The organism is Pedobacter sp. SYP-B3415, assembly GCF_004138205.1.
GTDB lineage: Bacteria > Bacteroidota > Bacteroidia > Sphingobacteriales > Sphingobacteriaceae > Pedobacter.
Window position 1 is genome coordinate 40,122 of record NZ_RXNQ01000035.1, and the last position, 19,637, is coordinate 59,758.

Annotated in this window: 13 protein-coding genes; 6 read left to right on the plus strand and 7 right to left on the minus strand. The window is 48.7% G+C overall.

Annotated features, from left to right (window positions below; all coding sequences use genetic code 11):
* Nucleotides 1–109 precede the first annotated feature (109 nt).
* Nucleotides 110–451 carry a YciI family protein gene (locus EJV45_RS16395; protein WP_129717372.1) on the plus strand — a complete coding sequence of 114 codons (342 nt, stop codon included), beginning with the start codon at nucleotides 110–112 and terminating at the stop codon, nucleotides 449–451.
* Nucleotides 452–471: 20 nt separating this feature from the next.
* The gene (locus EJV45_RS16400; RefSeq protein ID WP_240755310.1) at nucleotides 472–1,758 is read left to right on the plus strand and encodes an RNA polymerase sigma factor; all 1,287 of its coding nucleotides are present in this window, start codon (nucleotides 472–474) and stop codon (nucleotides 1,756–1,758) included.
* 155 nt (nucleotides 1,759–1,913) lie between these two features.
* Here EJV45_RS16400 and EJV45_RS16405 read toward each other — a convergent pair whose 3' ends face one another.
* A complete protein-coding gene (locus EJV45_RS16405) occupies nucleotides 1,914–2,966 on the minus strand; it encodes a hypothetical protein (protein WP_129717374.1) in 1,053 nt (350 codons plus the stop codon).
* 202 nt (nucleotides 2,967–3,168) lie between these two features.
* Nucleotides 3,169–3,414 carry a DUF3253 domain-containing protein gene (locus EJV45_RS16410; RefSeq protein WP_129717376.1) on the minus strand — a complete coding sequence of 82 codons (246 nt, stop codon included), beginning with the start codon at nucleotides 3,412–3,414 and terminating at the stop codon, nucleotides 3,169–3,171.
* A gap of 635 nt (nucleotides 3,415–4,049) precedes the next feature.
* On the opposite strand from EJV45_RS16410, the gene EJV45_RS16415 reads away from it, so the two are divergent.
* Genes EJV45_RS16415 through EJV45_RS16430 form a run of 4 tightly spaced genes read left to right on the plus strand, consistent with a single transcriptional unit; the run spans nucleotide 4,050 to nucleotide 10,434 of the window.
* A complete protein-coding gene (locus EJV45_RS16415; protein ID WP_165305086.1) occupies nucleotides 4,050–7,181 on the plus strand; it encodes a TonB-dependent receptor in 3,132 nt (1,043 codons plus the stop codon).
* A gap of 26 nt (nucleotides 7,182–7,207) precedes the next feature.
* The gene (locus tag EJV45_RS16420; protein ID WP_129717380.1) at nucleotides 7,208–8,992 is read left to right on the plus strand and encodes a RagB/SusD family nutrient uptake outer membrane protein; all 1,785 of its coding nucleotides are present in this window, start codon (nucleotides 7,208–7,210) and stop codon (nucleotides 8,990–8,992) included.
* Between the two features lie 16 nt (nucleotides 8,993–9,008).
* On the plus strand, nucleotides 9,009–9,419 hold the full coding sequence (locus EJV45_RS16425; protein WP_205942406.1) for a hypothetical protein: 411 nt from the start codon (nucleotides 9,009–9,011) through the stop codon (nucleotides 9,417–9,419).
* A gap of 10 nt (nucleotides 9,420–9,429) precedes the next feature.
* Nucleotides 9,430–10,434, plus strand: a complete 1,005-nt coding sequence (locus EJV45_RS16430) for a DUF4466 family protein (RefSeq protein WP_129717382.1) — start codon at nucleotides 9,430–9,432, stop codon at nucleotides 10,432–10,434.
* A 279-nt stretch (nucleotides 10,435–10,713) separates the two neighbouring features.
* Here the strand turns inward: EJV45_RS16430 and EJV45_RS16435 are convergent, their stop codons facing one another.
* From EJV45_RS16435 to EJV45_RS16455, 5 genes are all read right to left on the minus strand, one after another.
* Entirely contained in the window at nucleotides 10,714–14,043 is a 3,330-nt protein-coding gene (locus tag EJV45_RS16435) for a DUF5107 domain-containing protein (RefSeq protein ID WP_129717384.1), read from the minus strand.
* A 21-nt stretch (nucleotides 14,044–14,064) separates the two neighbouring features.
* Complete coding sequence (locus EJV45_RS16440; protein WP_129717386.1) at nucleotides 14,065–15,402, minus strand: sugar porter family MFS transporter; 1,338 nt, start codon at nucleotides 15,400–15,402, stop codon at nucleotides 14,065–14,067.
* 83 nt (nucleotides 15,403–15,485) lie between these two features.
* Complete coding sequence (locus EJV45_RS16445) at nucleotides 15,486–16,430, minus strand: AraC family transcriptional regulator (RefSeq protein WP_129717388.1); 945 nt, start codon at nucleotides 16,428–16,430, stop codon at nucleotides 15,486–15,488.
* An 8-nt stretch (nucleotides 16,431–16,438) separates the two neighbouring features.
* Complete coding sequence (locus EJV45_RS16450; RefSeq protein ID WP_240755311.1) at nucleotides 16,439–17,707, minus strand: acetylxylan esterase; 1,269 nt, start codon at nucleotides 17,705–17,707, stop codon at nucleotides 16,439–16,441.
* Between the two features lie 46 nt (nucleotides 17,708–17,753).
* Nucleotides 17,754–19,634 carry a glycoside hydrolase family 97 protein gene (locus EJV45_RS16455; protein WP_165305087.1) on the minus strand — a complete coding sequence of 627 codons (1,881 nt, stop codon included), beginning with the start codon at nucleotides 19,632–19,634 and terminating at the stop codon, nucleotides 17,754–17,756.
* Between the last annotated feature and the right edge of the window lie 3 nt (nucleotides 19,635–19,637).

The following is a 19,637-nucleotide window of genomic DNA, read 5'->3' on the forward strand; positions in this document are numbered from 1 at the left end:
TGTTTGAAAGCGACCCGGCTGATATCTCAGACAGAGCTGCTGTTGATTTATTTTTCCAGATGAATATGTCCCCACTATAGGATCCGGCCCGTTATACGTTTAAAAAAAAATGAAAGAATTTGCATTAATCTTCAGGCTAAAGGAAGGCACCAACATTAAACCATCACCAGAGCAAATGCAGGAACGCATGGCCTGGCTTGCAGGTATCGCCGCGCAAAACCGGCTCGTCGATAAGGGAAACACACTTCTTCCGGTGGCAGGCAGCGCAAAAGTTGTCAGCGGTGATGACATCGTCACAGACGGGCCATTCACCGAAATCAAAGAATTTATCAGCGGCTATATTGTTATCCGCGCAGCATCAATCGATGAAGCGGTGGAGCTTGCCCGGGGAAACCCCATTTTCAAAATAGGCGGTTCGATTGAGATTCGGGAGGCATTGAAACGCGATTAACCACCGTAAAAAATAACCAGGTGAACACGGCATTATTACCCCATCTGTTCCGCGAGGAATACGCCAAAATGACGGCCTTCCTGTGCCGTCATTTTGGCTTACGAAACCTGGAAGCTGCTGAAGACATCGCCGCTGATACCTTCCTTAAAGCGTCAGAACATTGGGCATTGAACGGTACGCCAGCTAACCCGGTCGGATGGCTCTATACAGTGGCCAGCAATAAGGCTAAAGACGAATTCAGGCATCTGCATGTTTTCAATGCCAAAGTTAAGATGAACCTCGGCGGCTCGGCATGGGACAATACGTTCCAGTTTGAGTTTGACACGAAAATAATAGAAGACAGCCAACTAGCCATGATCTTCGCTGTCTGCAACCCGTCTAACGCAGTTACCGCACAGATTGCGCTGGCGCTGCAAATACTTTGCGGGTTTAGTATTGAAGAAATAGCCAGTGCCTGCCTGATAAAAAAGGAAACAGTAAAAAAACAACTGTACAGGGCGCGCATCCGTCTACGAGAAAGCAACTTTGATATCGCCTCGCTTGAGGAATTTGCAATCCATTCCCGGCTGCCTACCGTACTCAGAACATTGTATTTGTTATTCAACGAAGGTTACGCATCGACAACAAATTCGCGGCAGATCAGAAAAGATGTGTGTGCTGATGCCATCCGGCTAGCCCTGCTGCTTACTGAGAACCGATTTACCAACACTCCCGCAGTTAATGCGTTGCTGGCGCTTATGTGTTATCAGAGTTCGCGTCTGGATGCACGGGAAAACGATGAGGGCGACGCTGTTCTTTATGAATCGCAGGACAGGAGTTTGTGGAACCAGCAGCTTATTGACCAGGGCAATCATTACCTGATCAATGCTACCGGCGGAAGTGAAATTTCGAAATATCACCTTGAGGCCGGCATTGCGTATTGGCATACAGCGCAGTCAGGCGATGACAAATGGCAACAGATTTTGAGCTTATATGACCGACTGATTTTGATGGATGGCTCGCCGGCAACAGCAATGAACAGACTATTCGCTGTCGCTAAAGTATACGGTACTATCGAAGCGCTCGCTGAAACAGAAAAAATTAAGTTGCCTCATGATAGCTATTATCACCAGTTATTGGGCTACCTGCACGCTGACTCTGATTCCGCGAAGGCGATCGAACACTATGTGCGGGCCATTGAGCTGACTGCATCATTGCCTCAAAAGCAACAACTACTTAAAGCAATCAGCATGCTCGAGTCGAATGCAGGCAAAGCAAAAAACAGAAAAGACATTGATAAGACCGCACCAAAACCGGAAGCACGATAGCTTTGCGCGGTCTTAGATAGCGGTTGATCCATATTTGTGTAGACCCGCATTGAGAATCCATAGCCTCGACGGTGCCAGCTGCATACCATTAACTGGCTATTTACCGGATCTTCCGAAGAAATAATTGAAGGTTTATGGGGAGAAGATTGTCCAGGCTAACGTTTCACAACGACGATATCCCTGATCAATGCATCGTTTCTTCCATCAGTAAGCGCAACCGCCACTCCGTTTTTCCAATACGTGGCCATTGACGCTTTTTTTGTTTGTACGTTCTGACGCCAGCCGGCAACGTAAACATCGCTGCCTGCCAGAAAAATGCTCAGGGCAAAAGCGCCTTCTTTATCGTCTGCAATAAAAACGGGTGTCCCGTTCTTCCAATATTTGGGAGCGATGACATCTGAGGTTGAATGCGGTCCCCAGCCTGCAACAAAGATATCGCTTCCGCTGGCAGTTATAGCCGTGCCGGTTACGTCCTGGGTACCGTCTGCAATGACCACCGGTGTTCCGAGGTTTTTTGCATAACTGGTTTGCAGTTTACCAAACTGGTTATAAGCGGCAGACCACATCATGTAAATATCATTTCCCGAAACCGAAACAGCCTGGTATGCAGCATTTGTATTCTGGTCGGCAAGGTCGGTCAGGACACCATTCTTCCAGTAACAGGCTATCGAAGTGTAAATATTTGCGTTTCTTTCGCCGATTACGTAGACATCACTGCCCAGAACGGCGATTCCGCTTGCCAGGCTGGCCGCCTGGTTGGACGGCAGCTGCACAGCCGTACCATTCTTCCAGTACTTTGCTTGCCACGTGCCGTTTACCCTTTCCTGTCCGGCGATGTAAACATCATTTCCCTGAACGAAGATGTCATTGGCCATGGCATCACTTGTACCATTGCTCAGGTTGGTGGCGACACCGTTTTTCCAGTATTTTGCTACATAAATATCATTGCTGGTCTCGTAGCCGGCAATGTGCACATCGCCGCCGGCCAGGGCCAGCGCATTGGCGTCAGAGCTTCCCGGTCCTTTACCCAGGGCCGTCACCGCACCGTTCTTCCAGAACATAGCACGGTAAGCATCCCGGCCAACGGCATAGACATCTTCGGTGGGTTCAGGTTCAGGAAGCTCCCCCCTGTTTTTACGGCAGGCGGTAAACGAGATACAAAGAGCCAGGAAGGACAGCTGAAGGAGGCGCAGATGATTGATTTTCATTCGGGTTATATGAGTTGTTTAACGTGATCGCGGATAAAGATGTATCGAATTTAAGCTGTCCGAACGCATCGGAAAGACACCTAACATCACAATTACTTCAGGTCAAACCCTGTTCATGCATATTTGTTTGAAAAAACAGAGGTCGTTAACGGGCAGACTTGTGGCGACGGCTTTTTGCATACCCGCACAGACAGGAACCGAATCACTTTATTTTGATGCGCACAGGACCTTTTATATGATCCACATCGACAGGTTTTCCGCCCTGCGTGATTTGAACCTTGCCAGCTTTATGCAGGCCGATAGCCACTTTGCGAACATTCTCCATCTGTTCACGCCAATCGTCAGGATATAACTGACGTGCTATTTCAGACGGACAGGTACTTTTCTCCGGGCCACGCTGTTCAGCAGTGGATAGAATAGCATGAGATATTTCCTGATAACCTTGCATGATCTGTCTGGCTAAACAGATTTATGGACGCTTTAGTTCTTTTAAAACCTCTTGATTTTTTGATCAATCTTACCGATCTGCCCGGTATCTTCATTCATATTGTTTTCATGAGCGCGGCAGAGAAGCGCATAGCTCTGTGTGCGGAGTTCACAATACTTTATCAGCAGCCTGTTCCTTTTGTGCATGTCTGACCTAAGCTTGAGCCGGTCTAATTCTTTGATTCAATTGAGACCTTACCGCCATCTATAACACCTGTCCGTTTTGAAATTGTCGAGTACTGAGATGATCTGACCCTATCCGCACATTGGTCGATCAACACAATTCTGTCCATCTACACCGGTACCTCTTCACGCTTTACCTGCCTTAGACCAAAGCTGCCTGCTTATCAATTCGGTATGCAGAGCCCATTTTTAACCTGTTGTACTGCGTTTAAAGAACCACAGCCTTCATAAGGGCAGGGAGTGATCAAAAATATCAGTTTCGTTTTCAGTTATCTGAACAGCAGCTACCTCGTAATATTATCCATCCCATTCATCAAATCTTCCATTTTCAGCCCCATCAATACCAATAACTTTGATCATACCCCCGGCCACTCTGGGGACCAAACAACCATTTATAGACTTACAAAAATGATTATGAGAAAAGCTCTACTCTTCATTGTGCTCTTTCTTTCCAGTCTCAGCGCATTGCCCCGCGGCCGGCTGATGAAAAACGTTTTTAGCGCGATGATTCAGGAAAGAATGGTCTCGGGTACAGTTAATGATACCAAAGGCGAACACCTTCCCGGCGTCACCGTGCGCGTAAAAGGTACCTTGCAGGGTGTCACTACAGATCCTGACGGAAAGTTCCGCATTGCGGTACCAAACAACCAGGCTGTTCTTGTATTTTCGTTTGTCGGCTTTACAAGCCAGGAAGTTGCTGTTGGGAATCAGACGCAGCTCAACATCAAGCTGGTTTCTGAAGCAATGTTGATCGATGACGTAGTTGTTGTCGGCTATGGCACGCAGAAAAAAGTTAACGTTACCGGTGCTGTCTCTTCGTTAAACGTAGATGAAAAAATCAGTAACCGGACTGTAACAAACCTATCGTCGGCACTATCGGGGATGGTACCAGGGCTTGCGGTTCAGCAAAGCACCGGACTGGCAGGCTCGAGTAATGCCAAGCTGCTGGTTCGCGGCCTCAGCTCGCCAAATGGCTCAACAAACACAAATCCACTCATTGTCGTTGATGGCATTCCGGATGTAGATATTAACCGGATCGACATCAATGATGTAGAGAATATATCGGTTTTAAAAGATGCAGCCTCGGCCGCAGTCTATGGTTCACGCGGCGCGACCGGTGTGATCCTCATTACAACAAAGTCAGGAAAAGGCCTGAAGAAACCGCAGATCAGATACACCGGTACCTATGCCGGGTCGAATCCAACCAATTTCTACAACCTGCTCGAAGATTATGCGATGGCACTAACGCTTGAGCAGCGTGCCTCCCGTGCCGGGCGAACACTTCCCAGCTTTTATGACGGAACTGTAGATGAGTGGCTGGCACAGAGTATGGTTGATCCGATCCGTTTTCCCAATGCCAATCAATTGGATTATGTGCTGCGAACAGGCAACATTCAGACACATAACATTTCGGCCGCAGGGGCTAACGACAATGGCAACTATTTTGTTTCTGCGGGTCTCTATGACGAGAAAGGCATTCTTGTGAATAATGATGCGAAACGTTATAATTTCCGCGCCAATCTCGACTATAAGATTAGAAAAAATGTATCGATCGGTCTGCGCACTGACGGGCAGTGGACCAACCAGCAGTTCGGAATGGCTAATGGATTTATTGACTATTCCAGCCCCAATGCGCCGCTCGTGTTCGCTATAACAGGTTTGCTGCCTTACAACTCGAATACAGGCCAGTATGGTGGGGCGATGGCATATGGCGAAGCAGCCAATGCGCCAAACTTGTATGCCGAAATCAATGCCAGGCATAACGAGGTACAGCGGCAGGAATTCAACGGCACGGCCTTTATCAATTGGAATGCTTTTAAGGGCTTCAATGCGCGCATCGATTACGCGCTCAGATATTATAACCAGTTTCAGAAGAGCTATACAGACCTTGGAGTTAACCTGTATAATTTCCAGACAGGAGGTTCTGTATTTGAGTTGTTCCCGCTCACGTCGAACCTGAGCAATACATCAACGCAAGGGTATAAGACGCTTGCGCAGGCCCGGCTTGACTACACCCGCGAAATTCTCCCGGGTCACCAGATAAACTTGCTTGCCGTTGCTACCGAGGAATTCTGGAATGACAAACAATTCGGCGTAGGTGCCGGCGGGCGGCTGGACGAACGTATAACCGAACTGGGCAACCAGGCACTGGCGCCATTAAATATCGGCTTCAACGGCACCTCATCTGAGGAAGGTATGCGGTCCTTTATTGGCAGGTTCAATTATTCAATAAATGACCGCTATCTCTTTGAAGCAAGCATGCGTGCCGACGGGAGTTCGAAATTCACAGAAGGTCACCAATGGGGTTACTTCCCATCTGTTTCTGCCGGCTGGCGTTTCTCTGAAGAGACCTTTTTCAAGCCGCTAAGCACTATCGTTTCGGCAGGAAAATTGCGCCTTTCTTATGGCTCGTTAGGAAACAATAGCGGTGTATCGAGGTACGAGCAACTTCAGACATTCATATCTACCCCCTATGTATTGAATGGTAATAACCTGGCCACCGGCGTAAGCGTAAATAAACAAATTAATAGGCAATTTACCTGGGAGACAACCCGTGTGGCGAACATCGGTCTAGATCTGGGCTTTTTCAGCAATAAGCTGACTGCTGAAATTGACTTGTATGACAGACTGACCACCGATCTGATCAGGCCTTCGGTATTATCAACTTTGCTGACAGGTTTTAATCCACCGCAGGTGAACATCGGAACTTTCAGGAATAACGGTATTGATATAAACCTTTCCTGGCGGTCGGCAATTGCAAAGGTTAACTACGGTGCCACGGCAAATTTTTCTTACAACATTGACCGGCTTGAAAAATGGAATCAACGGCTTAATCCAAGCAAAAACTTTATTGATATGCCCTGGTTTTATGCCTATTACATGCTCTCCAGCGGTATCGCGCAGAGCTGGCAGGACATCTATGATTCGCCCTACCAGGGTTCGGCAAATATCTCACCCGGCGATCTGCTTTATAAAGACCTGAACGGAGACGGCCAGATCGGCAGCTTTGACAAAAAAGCTACGCCGGCTATAAACGAGCAACGTCCTACAGCAAACTACGGGTTAAATCTTTTCGCGAACTGGAAGGGACTTGATTTAAGCGTTCTTTTGCAGGCAGCTACAGGACGCAAAGATTATTTCCTGGAAGACATGACGAGTACAAATGTGAATCCGCAGCGCTACGCATTCCAGGAAAGATATCTAACTGACTTCTGGAATCTTGACAACCGTGCAGCTATGTTCCCCAGGGTGGTCGCGGCAAACGCCGGCAACAACCGCGTCGAATCAGATTTTTGGTTATACAGCATGAATTATCTGCGAGTGAAAAACATTCAGATCGGTTACAACCTTCCTGCACGGCTCCTTAAGACGCTTGGCGTGGAACGGATACGTGTCTACGGGACAGCCGAAAACCTTTTTACATTTACCAGCTGGCCTGGTGTTGACCCTGAAAAATCGACGCTTGGCAACGGGTTCCAGAATTTCAATGACGACCCCTTCCCTATCCTCAAGTCATATTCATTTGGTCTCAACATCGGCTTATAAGTCAAATACAGATTATGTTTTCAGTTATGAAAAGAAAAAGATACGCCTTTGCTTTACTGCTCGTTGTAGTGGTGGCAGGCTCCTGCCGCAAAGACCTGCTCAAACAGAATGACCCTTCGAAATTAACCGAAGAGGGCTACTTTACAAAACCAGGTGAAGCCACTGCTGCTTTACTTGGTGTATATGTCGCGGCGCGCGAGATGCATTATAAAACCTATGCCTGGGACGGAGGTAGCGAAATGATGTACAGCCGCATCAACGGTCGGCCATATTCCAACTACACCCCCGGCAACAACTTCGGGAGCTCGGCGTCGCGCCACTGGAATGATGGCTACCGCTGTATTAACCGGGCAAACTATGTCCTGGTAAACGTACGGGCCATGATTGCGAGGGAAACAGTGCCTGCCAATCTCACGATCCTGCGTCGTGTGGAAGGTGAAGCCTTGTTTCTCAGGGCGCTTGCTTATTTCAGACTTATCGATCTTTGGGGCGATGTACCTTTTTATGAAGGCGTACTGAATGGAAATGACGAAGCGTATTCGCTTACGCGCAGCTCAAAAACGGCGATTAAAGACAAGATCCTTGCAGATCTTGACCTCGCCGCACAGCATGTACCTGTAAGTGTTCCGAAGGCCGACCAGGGCCGTGCTACCAGGGCGGCAATTATTGGCTATCGCGGTAAAATCAAGCTATACTGGGCATGCTGGCAGAAAAATGCAGGAAATACAACCGATGCGCAGGCACACTACCAGGCCGCAGCGGCAGATTTCGCTGAAATTATGAAACCGGCATACGGGCGCACTTTGTACAAAGGCGGCGATCCGGGCCCGGCAACTGCACCCTTTTATGGCGAGCTCTTTAACGGGGCAAACGAGGATGCGGCTTATGCTTCTGAAGTGATTTTCGCTTTTACAAACGGCGGTCCGCTATTTGGCGCTTCCGATTATCAGTCCGACCAGTTCTACGGAGATACCTACCTGTACGATTTCGGCACCCGCAGCACCGGTGCCGGCGGTGTCAACGTCGCTCCTACCATGCGGCTTGTTAACCGCTATCAGCTGGTTACGACTGGGGATTTTGCGCCGCCCCTGGTGCCGCTCAATCCTACAACAGTTGCAGATGCCCGCACCCGGCTAAACAGCGCGGTAAACCCGGCATCGTATGCAGGGCGCGATTTTCGCCTTAAGGCTACCGTTATGTGGGATGGCGAGTCGATCAATGAGATACTTGCAGACGGTACAGTAACCTCAAACGTGCTCACTTTTCTATATAAAACGAATGCGCCAACGCCACCTTATATGTTTGCAGACGGCGCATTTACCGGTTACCTGTACCGCAAATACATCCGGCAGATCAGCGGGTATGCGCGTGAGAATGGTCCGCAGGATTCCTGGATGATGCGTCTGCCCGATGTATGGCTGATGTATTGCGAAGCCATAAACGAGTTAAGCGGGCCAACCGCCGAAACCTACGATCTAATTGACAAAATTAGACGCCGGGGTGGCCTGCCTCCTTTAGACCGTGGTCTGTTTGCAGGCAAGGCCGCATTCTTTAACGCTATCGAACAGGAGCGCATTATCGAGCTTGCCGCTGAAGGCAGCCGTTTTTTTGATATCCGTCGCTGGAACAAAGTAGAGCAGATCTGGACGCAACCGAACGGCAATCCGCTTCTCAGCACCTGGAACGAACTGGTGCGGGATGAATTCAGAAATGCGATTGAACGCGATTTCCAGCGCTTTTATATTTTCCAGATCCCAACGGCAGAGATCGTTAACAACCCCAAGATCAAACAAAATGAACCGTGGTTATAAGCAAATGCTTTTACAGATGAAAAAAAACCTCCTCCTTACCATACTGGGAATGGCTGCACTTTATGCAGCATCATCCTGCCGCAAATACCCGATAGATAAAGACGGCTTACTTATTACAGACAATACCTCTTGTTACATGAGCAGTTTCAACCTGGTTGGATCAGACAACCAGACCGTACTCGTTACTACGCCCACATTTGCCAATGGCCTTATTGACACAGTTAAATGTACGGTTACGGCGATAGCGAAGTTCGGTACAAACATAAGCAAGGTAAAACCCTATTGCTCTTTAGGAGCAAATGACATGCTGGTCGAGCCTTTCATGGGCTTGTGGACAGACTTCAATCAGCCGAAGACTTATACGCTGGTGTCAGGCAACCGGCAGATCAGGAAGTTATATACAATTACGGTTACAGTGCAAAAATAAGCCAGTCATTATGAAAAGAACAGCATACTTAATTGGCCTTCTGGCGGTTTCTACAGCCATATTTGGCTGCAAAAAAAACGAGATTGAAGCCAGGAACAAAGATCTGACGGGTTCATTTATCAAACGGACAGTCGCGCCCCTGATTGTGGGCGAAAAAATTGATTTCGCCTACGGGATGGGCACCAAAAGCGGCAAGCTTAGCGCCGTGCAGGTCACAGCCAGCATTGCTGGTGCAACCGGTACACTCTGGGAAATGGTTACGCACCGGACAGTGAATGCTGCAGACGTGACAACCCTGGTTGCACGCAACAGCCAGACAAACGGCAATCTGTCAACGGTTTCGATTATTGACACCAATGCGACGACGCTCAGATACGCTTATATAACGCCAGAGGCAGCCCGTGGACAAAAGGTTTCATTCGAATTTGCTGTGACCAACAGCGCCGGCGACCGGTCTTCGGTCAGGACACCGGAGTATCAGATATCTGCCATGGATATGAAGCGGAGCATCCCGCTTGTCGGCACTGCTGCCGGAGCACGGTATTTTTCCATTGCAGATATGCGCGCCTATACCCTGGCTGAGGTAGAAGCCGGAAACCTTTCGGCAAAAATTGACTTTGTATATGCCTATGCGCCTACCATTACCCCAGGCACCGCGGCCTATACATACGGGCACTCGCTCGTTTCGCCTGCAGCAGCAGGGTTTCTTCCAAATGGATTTACCATTCCAGCGGCCTGGACACGCAAAAGCACCGCAATGGAAAAGAAAATTGGCACCTGGGTCTACGACGGACAGCTAAAGGGTGATGCCAACAGCAACATTTATATTGATGATATCGACCTGCAAAAACAGAATTTCGATGGTTCGGCCAACTATGCCATTACCCTTACTAATGATGGCAGCGTCTTTATGAAAACAGCAGATGGCAGGTATACCGCGTTCGTATACATCAACTCGGTAAACAACAGTACCAGCACGGCAGTAATCAGCCTGAAGCGCCTGCAAAACTTTTAGCGTTGGTTTTAAATTGGAGGAAAGCCCGAAAGGGCTTTTTTTTTGCTACCCCGAAATCGAACAATGCCGAAAAGGCTGAACGGAGATATGGTTTTGGGAAGAACAAGAGAAGAGATGATTATGGACCATAGTCCAGAGGCCCGGCAATTTCCTTAGCCGCCAAAGCCCAAAAGAGAAAAGAATGTTCATTCAGCCGCGTTACTATGGCCCCTGCCCATCGAACATGGTAGTCGGGCTATAGTCACGCCCTATCGACCATCGATCCTGGTTATAGTTTCCTTAACAAATCGTTTCAGTCTCTGACATCACGAGGTGGATGTGTGCGCCGAAATGCATTGCATCAATCTTCAGCACCTGCTGCAGTGATGCAGATGCCTGTTCAAATTGCTGCAGGCCAAGATGCCCCAGTCCCTTGAGATAGAGACAATGCGCCTGATTGCGGCTTCGCAGGTCATCTTCAAAAATCAGCAGGTTTGGGAGGGATACAGCAAAATAATCGATCTTGATTTCGTCGTTTATATGGCTTTCACCATATGTTATCAAGCGTTCAAATATCTGTCTGGCTTTGGTCTGATCCTGCAGTTTCCGGTAAGCAAGGCCCTGGTAAAACAGCTGATCCGGCTGCTGGTCATTGTAAAACATCGCAGCACCGGGTTCCCACGATCCTAATGCTGCCTGCCTGAAGAACTCCATAGCACCCGTATCTTCCCCCATCGCTTCACAGGCCAGGCCACTAAAATATGCGAGGTCGTTTTCGCGCACACCAGGCAGCTTGCCTTCTCCGATATGATGGGGATAAACACGTGCTTCATTCAATTGCCGTAATGCCTGGGTATACCTGCCAGCCATAATATTTTCTCTGGCGAGGGAAACCAGCGCGAGGACGTATTGCCGGGAAACTTTTCCCTCCCCGCCTTCCCAGGGGTGAAACTTCCGGGACATGATCAGTTCGTACGCAATGTCATGATCGCCGAGGAAGTTGTAAAGCGACAGGCGTTCAAGATAAAGATCATCGCGAAGCTCCACAATTTTCAGGTGCTGGTTGAGGGCTTGCAGACGCGTTTGCGGTGCTACATTCATTCTTTTGCGTAGCTGATCAAGTTCCATCAGCACCCGCGCATCGGTCGGATCGAGTTCAAAAGACTTTTCAAAAAAAGCAAGTGCCTCTGTCGGCGCATTGCGCTTGTTAAATGCAGCAATACCAAGGTTTCTGTAAACTGTGGGAAAAGCATCGTCCCGCTGTACAGCCAGCATCCAGTTTTCTATGGCCAGATCATATTGTCTTTTATCGTACCACAGGTTGCCGAGATAATAGGGTGCTTTTGCATCGCGCAGCGATGTCTGGCTGGCATAAGACAGTACCGCAATGTCTTCGAGAAAACTCGGGAAACAAAGATAAGGGTCTGCCAGAGCAGCTTTCGACAGGTAAGACACTGCCTCCGCTTGCCGATCCAGCCGTTCGTAACAGTAAGCCAGGTGATAAAAGACCATTGGCGCTCCCTGTCCGGCAACGTGCTCCAGCAGGTTTACAGCCTCATTAAACAGGCCTGCGGCAGCATAATCGAGCGCATATTCAATATAGCTGTTTACATGTTCTCTTCCCAGCAGCTTGAGCTGGCCCTCCCAGTGAAGTTGTCCGGTAACATCTCTTCCAATATCGCAGCATGCAGCCAATTCTCTGATGGCACCGAGGTTAAACCGGTCGCGGATAACAGCAGCTTCTGCCACTGATCGGGCCTCGCGAAGCTGTCCAAGGTGACGTAAGGCGGCAGCATGCAGCACGTATGCTTTGCTGTTAGCCGCGTTGCCTGAAATAGCTTGCTGCGCATGCAAAACAGCCTGCCGGTAGTTTTTTCTGATCAGGTCAATCTGTGCCAGGGCAAAGAAGCCGGTATCCTGAAACGCCTTACACCAGGTTGCCTTGTAGAAAGCGCTGTAGGCAGAATCAAGTTCCGCGATGTATTTCAGGGCAAGGCCCAGGCCGTAATACGCCTCGCCGTCATATGGATTAGGGTTGCGGGAGGTTATGGTCTGTATCGCGTTGCTGAAATAAACAATGCTTTTATCAAATCTGCCCCGGCGGACATACCAGGTTCCGACGGCGGTGTTACAACGGTAGTCGCCCGGATCCCGGCGCAGTCCTTCATTGTAATAAGCGAGGGGATCATAGGTTGCATGCCTGTACTGCTCAAGGTGCTGGCCGGTTAAAAATAATTGCTCAATGTGATCAATCTGGCTGGCTGGCAGCGCTGCACTGGCTGGTTGCGGGAGCTTACCCGGCGCGTTCTGTCCGGGCAGATAACTCATCAATTCATTCCCTTCCGCATCTCGAAGGAGAAGTATAAGGCGGCTGTCATCTGTATGCCCCGGTACTGCAATCTCGCGGTTAAATACAGTCTCAGGATCCAGGTCTTCCCTGGCAGCGTACAGCAGACCTTCAGAGGCTGTCAAGGTCACGGCTACTGCCCGGAAGACCGAGGTAACCTGGATTTTGATGCGGGCAATTCCATCCTGAACTTCCAGGTTCATCTGCAGGTCCTTATTTGCATTTTTCACCAATCCCAATTCCCTGTAGGGCAGAAAATACTGGGTAAAGATTTTGGTTTCATAAGGCATTAGCCAGGTAAAATCGGGCTGGTTATCTGTGAAACACCCGGCCATCAGCTCAATGTATGGTCCGTCTTCATCGGTCAGGTTTCGGTCCCAGGCTCGTCCAAAATCACCGTAACCCCAGGTCCATTGTTTTTTACCAGGCGATATATGGTGGTCGGCCACATGAAGCATTCCCGCCTGCGTATCGTGTTCATAGCCGCCCATAAAATCATAAGCAGAATTGATGGCCATGTACGAGGTAGGAACGGGTATGTTTTTGTAACGCGAAATATCTGTACCGGGCGCATAGTTAACTTTGTAATAGGTACCTGTAGCAATTGGAAACGCAGAAACATCGCGCTTACCATGATCAAATACCGCGTTTACGTCGGGTGGAAAAACAGACTGGTAATGATCATTTACCTTTACTGCCGGATTTGCCCACCACAAAAAAGTCTGCGGCAGGTTAGTCCGGTTGTATATCTGTGCGCTGATCTCAAGATAGGCTTTATCAGGATGCAGCGTAAACGCGACCAGTCCTTTTGTGCGTGACATTTTTTCGACCTCGTTGATCCAAACCGTTGCACTTCCGTCTGCCTGCTGAGACAAATCGTAATCTACGGGTTCAAATGTGCTTGGACGGTGATGCTGAGGCCAGTTGAATTCTATCCCGCCAGATACCCATGGGCCGGTCAGGCCCACAAGCGCAGGTTTGATCACCTGGTTATGGTATACAAAATGCCGCTGCTTTATTTTGTCATAGGCCATTTGAACTCTTCCGCCCAACTCTGGTAGAAGCATGATTTTCAGGTATTTGTTTTCAAGAAACAGAGCCTTATAAACCCGGTCCTGTTTTTCATCTAAAATCTTTTCGATCACCGGATTTGGGTAAACCGCACCGCTGCTGCCCTGGTAAACTCTTTTTTCAAAAAACATTGGGTTTTTTTCGGCTTTACCGATACCATAGGTGGGGATAGTCACTTTTTCTTCCCAGGCTTTTGCCGTGAATTGCTGCATATAAATAAAAAGGATGATTTGTTAATGGCGAATTAAATTGTGCTCCAGCGCTTCAAGTGTCTGCCCCTTCGTCTCTTTTACCTTTCCTTTCACATACAGGAAACCAAGCAGGCAAATGCAGGCATAGAGATAGAACGGTCCGTATGTACCCAGCTCTTCTGCGAGAACGGGAAACGTAAAGGCAAGGATAAAATAGGCGCCCCAAAGTGCAACTATTGCAACCGAAGATGCTGCAGTACGGATATGATTGGGAAATATCTCTGAGATTAACACCCAGGTAACCGGAGCCAGAGAAGACGAGTAAAGCCCAATAGCCAGAAGAACGATTGCCGATATCAGCGCGGCAGTTGCCTGGTTCTTAAGCAGTGTGGCAAGAAGCACGTAGACAATGCACAAGCCCAGCGAACCGATGAGCATTAGCGGCCGGCGGCCAAGTTTTTCTACCAGCCACATGGCAAGCACCGTGAAAACAAGATTAACACAGCCGATTGCAATGGTCTCGAACAGCTGCCGGTCAAGGCTGGCGCCTACCGATTGAAAAATGGTAGAGGTATAGTTGAACACGACGTTAATGCCACATAACTGCTGAAATACCGCGAGGACAATTCCAACAAATACGGCCGGACGAACGCCTTTGTGAAATATTGCGCGTACAGATGAACCGGCTGGTACAGCGAGCGACAGCGAAATATCGGTCATGGTTTTCTTTACGTACGCTTCTGTGCCCGTTTTTTTCAACACTGCTTCGGCCTCGTCAGCTTTACCAGCTTTGACCAGCCAGCGCGGACTTTCCGGAAGCCAGATCACGCCTAGCAGAAACAATACCGATGGGATAAAACCAAGACCGAACATCCAGCGCCAGGATTCGGGGCCCAGATCTGCAAGCTTATAATTAATCAGGTTCGTAACGAGGATACCAATAACGATGGTAAGCTGGTTAATAGACACATTGCGACCGCGCATGCTGGCCGGCGAAATTTCTGCAATATACATCGGGCTTAACATCGAGGCCATACCTACACCTACCCCTGCTGCAAAACGCATGATTATGAAAACCGTTAATGAAGGCGACATAGCCATACCCAAAGAAGATACGGCAAATATCAGGGCAGAAAGCATGAGTCCGGGGCGGCGGCCAAAACGTTCTGCTATATTCCCGGCTAGTAAACACCCCGTTATACAGCCAAGCGCAAGAGAACCGGTCAGAAAGCCTTCCCACCAAGCATTGAGCCCAAAAGCCTGCCGTAAAAATGGCAGCGCTCCTGAAATCACGGCGAAGTCAAAACCGAACAGGTATCCGCCCAATGCTGATATAAAAGATACACCAATGATGTAGCTACTAAAAGAGGTTTTCCCCATGAATCTATTGGTTAAACGTAAGTCAAACTTACGTTCTGCAGGCGCGTTAAAAATAGAATATCCTTTGAAAAAAATGGATTATCTTACGGCAAAGGGCCGGCAGGTGGCACGGCGGGTCCGGCGAATTTTTTCCGGTTTCTGAAATCAAGCGGCGACTGGCCCATAATATTACTAAACAGCCTTGAAAAGTAATAAGGATCGTTTATTCCAAGTTTATAACTTACTTCCTTGATGTTAATCTTCGTAAATTCAAGGTATTGACAAGCCTTCTGGATTTTGATGTGATTAAAGTATTCCAATGGAGGATATCCTGTTTTTTTCTTGAAGAGCGCTGAATAGTGGGAGGAGGAAATAAGCGCCTGGTCAGCAAGCTGTTTCAAAGCCAGCGGCTGATGAATGTTTTCGCGCATGTACGCGATTGAACGATCAATAGAATCTTCGTTATTGCCTTCTGTACCAGGCAGAAACAGATCAGGAAAGCTAAAAGATGATAAAAAATGCCACAGGCACATATTAATGTACTGAAGGTTGGCATCGCTGTAACCTTTTTCTAATGTATTGTACATCTTATCGAAAAGTTTGACGCGGTCTTCTGAAAACGAAAGGTCGCCCGTGAAATTTGTGTTTCCGGCAGACAGCAGCGCACTAAGTGACTGGGCCAGATTGCCGTTAAAATGCAGCCAATAAATGGACCAGGCCTGTTTATCATCAGAGCCGTATTTATGTGGCGTTTCTGCAGGAATCATCATAAATTGATTACGCTCTACCTGAAGTGTCCTGCCGGCAATCTGCAGCCATCCGCGCCCATCCACGCAATAGATCAGGATGTGCTGTGCAGACCCGGTTTCCCGCTCCCGGTAGTGGAATTTAGCCTTTGGATAAAACCCGATATCGGTAACAAACAAACTGTTGATCAGCGGAGTTTTTGCAAAGCCGGCGATGATTTTCTCGGGTAAGACGATAGCGCGCTGGCCATTGAAGCCATCACTCTTTCTTGGCGAATGCGCGGACGTAAGCGTATCAGACATACTCAAAGCTATTCTTTTTTTACCAGCAATTTATCCGCAAGCCAGGCATATAACTTTGTTTTCTGCTCAGGATACAGATGATGTCCCGAATCGCGGATAAGGAACAAAGATTTAGGCGCAGCAATTTGGTTGTACGTTGCATATGCCGTTGTGGGCGGGCAGGTTTCATCGTTAAAACCCCAGGAATAGAAGCCGGGAACACGTATAAACCTGGCAAAATTGGCTACATCATAGTACTGGCTTGTCAGGATATTTTCCGGGCGAGCGTAAATCGCTGCATTAGCCTTGTTAAACATATGCGGCCAGCCCCCTGCCCGGCCATACAGATAACCGGTCATATCACTCAATGCCGGGTATAGCGCTACAAGGCATTTGACCCGCTCATCAAGTGCAGCGGTTACGATGGCCAGGGCGCCACCCTGGCTGCCACCATAAACTGCAAGCTGTTTACCATCATATTCCGGCATGCTGCACAGGTAATCGTTTGCACGCAGGCAGGCCATATACACACGTTTGTAGTAATAGGTATCCCGGTTATTCAGGTTCATAAACGGATATGCATTGAGCGCCCCGCCGGCCAGATTGTGATAGACCAACGGTTCCATTGTTACAGGCACACCATGAATACCAAGCTCGAGCGTGATGATCCCTTTCTCTGCCGTTTCAACATCACCGGGATACGGCCTGATCCCTGCTCCGGGCAGAATCAGCAGCGCAGGATATTTGCCCGGCTTTTTCGGCACGCTTAAAATCCCGTATACCCGGCTTCCGCTTCGGTAGGCCTGCACGTTCAGTTGATACACATTTACCTTTTCTGTACAGCGATCCGGCAATAGCGTGAGCTTTGCATCTGCAGGAATGCCGGCCGCCTGTCTCTTTGCTTCAGACCAGAACTTCTCGAAATCGGCCGGCAGTTGTGTAGTTGGTTGAATTTTTAGCGGTTCAAAGGCCGCGGTAGCAAGACCGCGATAAATTTTCCCCTCATACTCGGTGGTAACCACACAGCGAAGAAACCCAGGCTTTGTCATGGTTCCGCCCTCAATGCTTGAGTGACCGTTTATAATTTTGTTCATGACCCGGCTGGGCTGCATCTGCTCTGGTCCGAGCTGGATGCTCACCTTACAATTTGGAACTTCGTTGTTGTTAAGCGTTACATTATAATGAAAGACAACCTTTTCACCTGTCTTGTACGTCCAGTCGGTATGGTCGGCCCAGACGTTTACCGTTAAAAATGTCCGGGAAGGCTGTGCAATTCCAGATGCACTGAATATGAGCAAGCAGTTTACCAAAACAAACCAACATAGTCTTTTTCCAGCCATCATGTTATTTATTTAATGGTACAATCCGGATAGCCAGTCCGTTATTTGCCTTTATCTCTAAGTTAAGCACCGAGCCTTGATTAACCGGTATTTCCGAGATAGCAACCCTGGTTGGCGACCGGCTCCCGGCATCGTCGGCATATATTATAGCCATATACCGTTTCGATTTATCCAGAAACGAGCAGTCCAGCTGCAGCTTTCGCCCCGTTTTCCCGGCAAGCGACCCGACAAACCATTCCTTACCACTTTTCCGTGCAACAGTTGCATATTCACCGATTTCGCCTTCGATAACCTTCGTTTCTGACCACACTGTTGGCACGTTATCGTAAAATTCAAGGTCGGCAATATTTTGTATCGCCCCTTCGGGTGCAGGATCAGGTAGTGTGGCTACAGGCCGATCATACCAGTAAATGAATTGCAGCGGACTGTACAAGCAAATCGCTTTGGCCATTTGTGAGGCATGCGAACTCATCTTGTCTACACGTCTCGTAAAATACGCATTGGTCTGATCAGCCGGACCGGCAATCATTCGTGTAAATAGTGTCTTTAGCACCATAGCATTATCGGGACTTTCTTCATCCCCCCGAACACCTTCTTGTGTAAGGAGGTTCGGATAGGTACGTTCATAACCCGTTGGCCGGTATTCGTCATGAATATCGACCACCATATTGTACGCTGCACACTTGCGAACGGCTTCATGCACCCAGCTTGTCCACTTCTGCGAACCTGTTTGTACGAATCCAAATTTAATTCCCTTTATGCCCCAGCGTTTATAAATTGGAAGCAGGGTATCAAGTTGTCGCTCGAGCGCCCGGCGATTTACATAGAGAATAATACCGACATTTTTGCTATTGGCGTAGCTGATAACTGCGGCCAGATCCAGCGGTCCTTTTGACCGCGCCGGATCAAGCATAACGCGGCGTGCATCAGACGTATCACTGTCTTCTTGGCCATACCAGCCGGCGTCAAAACTTACATATGCAATGCGGTGGCGGGCGGCAAAGTCAATGCATAACATGGATCCGGCTGTTGTCAGTGAACTTTCACGAATTACCTTGCCGGGCCTGATCCATGAAGTACTGCGAATCCTGGATGGCTCATTCAAATTCAGCAACAGGTAATTTTTTTCAAGCAAGCCGCCCGGGCTTCCGGCGGTCAGCACATAGCGCCAGGGCGAACGTATTTCGGGGTACTGGTTTACAGGACCATGCAAGACAGTTCCAAGCGTATTGACTCCGGTTCGTACAAATTTCATCCGGGCGAAATCAACCAGCCCCGCTTCGCCCAGCGCGATATATAACCGGGGATTTATTTTTATTGTCAAAGGCCGTTCGCTGGCTTCGCCGATGTCATTTATGGCCTTTGCTTCAATGATTCCCTGAGCCGTTCTCGTGGCCCAGGCAGTGTGATTTGAGGTAAATCCGAACTCAGACCGCTCGGCATTGAGTTGCAGCGTGTCTCCGTCAACACTTTTTAGTAAGTACCGGTATGCCAGTCCTTCATTATAAAGCCTGAAGGTGATGACTGCCTGCTGCCGGTTCGTGGCATTACTTAAGTAAAGCCGCAGTTCCCGGTATTGCTCGGGCACCAGTGCGCGCTCGCCATAAATCGGCTTCCAGCTTGTATTTTTCGCATCCCTTTTTACGTTCGCCAGTCGCCATGTTCCAGCTTCAGCGCCTTTACCGGCTTGTAATACGATAGTTCCTTTTTCAATAACCGTTGTTCCGCGCACAGTAAACCTGTAACTGAGCAGGCTTCCGGGATTTATACCTGCCGAAGCAACAATTTTCAGGTGTCCGTCGGGACTGGCAAGAGAGGCAGTCTGCCGGGCAGACAAAGAAAAGATGCAGAGGCACAGCACCAGTAAACATGATATTTTTTTCATAAT

Bases quoted from the DNA above. Each gene is read 5' to 3' on its own strand.
- EJV45_RS16395 (WP_129717372.1), top strand. From the start codon at position 110: ATGAAAGAATTTGCATTAATCTTCAGGCTAAAGGAAGGCACCAACATT.
- EJV45_RS16405 (WP_129717374.1), bottom strand. From the start codon at position 2,966: ATGAAAATCAATCATCTGCGCCTCCTTCAGCTGTCCTTCCTGGCTCTT.
- EJV45_RS16410 (WP_129717376.1), bottom strand. From the start codon at position 3,414: ATGCAAGGTTATCAGGAAATATCTCATGCTATTCTATCCACTGCTGAA.
- EJV45_RS16415 (WP_165305086.1), top strand. From the start codon at position 4,050: ATGAGAAAAGCTCTACTCTTCATTGTGCTCTTTCTTTCCAGTCTCAGC.
- EJV45_RS16420 (WP_129717380.1), top strand. From the start codon at position 7,208: ATGAAAAGAAAAAGATACGCCTTTGCTTTACTGCTCGTTGTAGTGGTG.
- EJV45_RS16425 (WP_205942406.1), top strand. From the start codon at position 9,009: ATGAAAAAAAACCTCCTCCTTACCATACTGGGAATGGCTGCACTTTAT.
- EJV45_RS16430 (WP_129717382.1), top strand. From the start codon at position 9,430: ATGAAAAGAACAGCATACTTAATTGGCCTTCTGGCGGTTTCTACAGCC.
- EJV45_RS16435 (WP_129717384.1), bottom strand. From the start codon at position 14,043: ATGCAGCAATTCACGGCAAAAGCCTGGGAAGAAAAAGTGACTATCCCC.
- EJV45_RS16440 (WP_129717386.1), bottom strand. From the start codon at position 15,402: ATGGGGAAAACCTCTTTTAGTAGCTACATCATTGGTGTATCTTTTATA.
- EJV45_RS16445 (WP_129717388.1), bottom strand. From the start codon at position 16,430: ATGTCTGATACGCTTACGTCCGCGCATTCGCCAAGAAAGAGTGATGGC.
- EJV45_RS16455 (WP_165305087.1), bottom strand. From the start codon at position 19,634: ATGAAAAAAATATCATGTTTACTGGTGCTGTGCCTCTGCATCTTTTCT.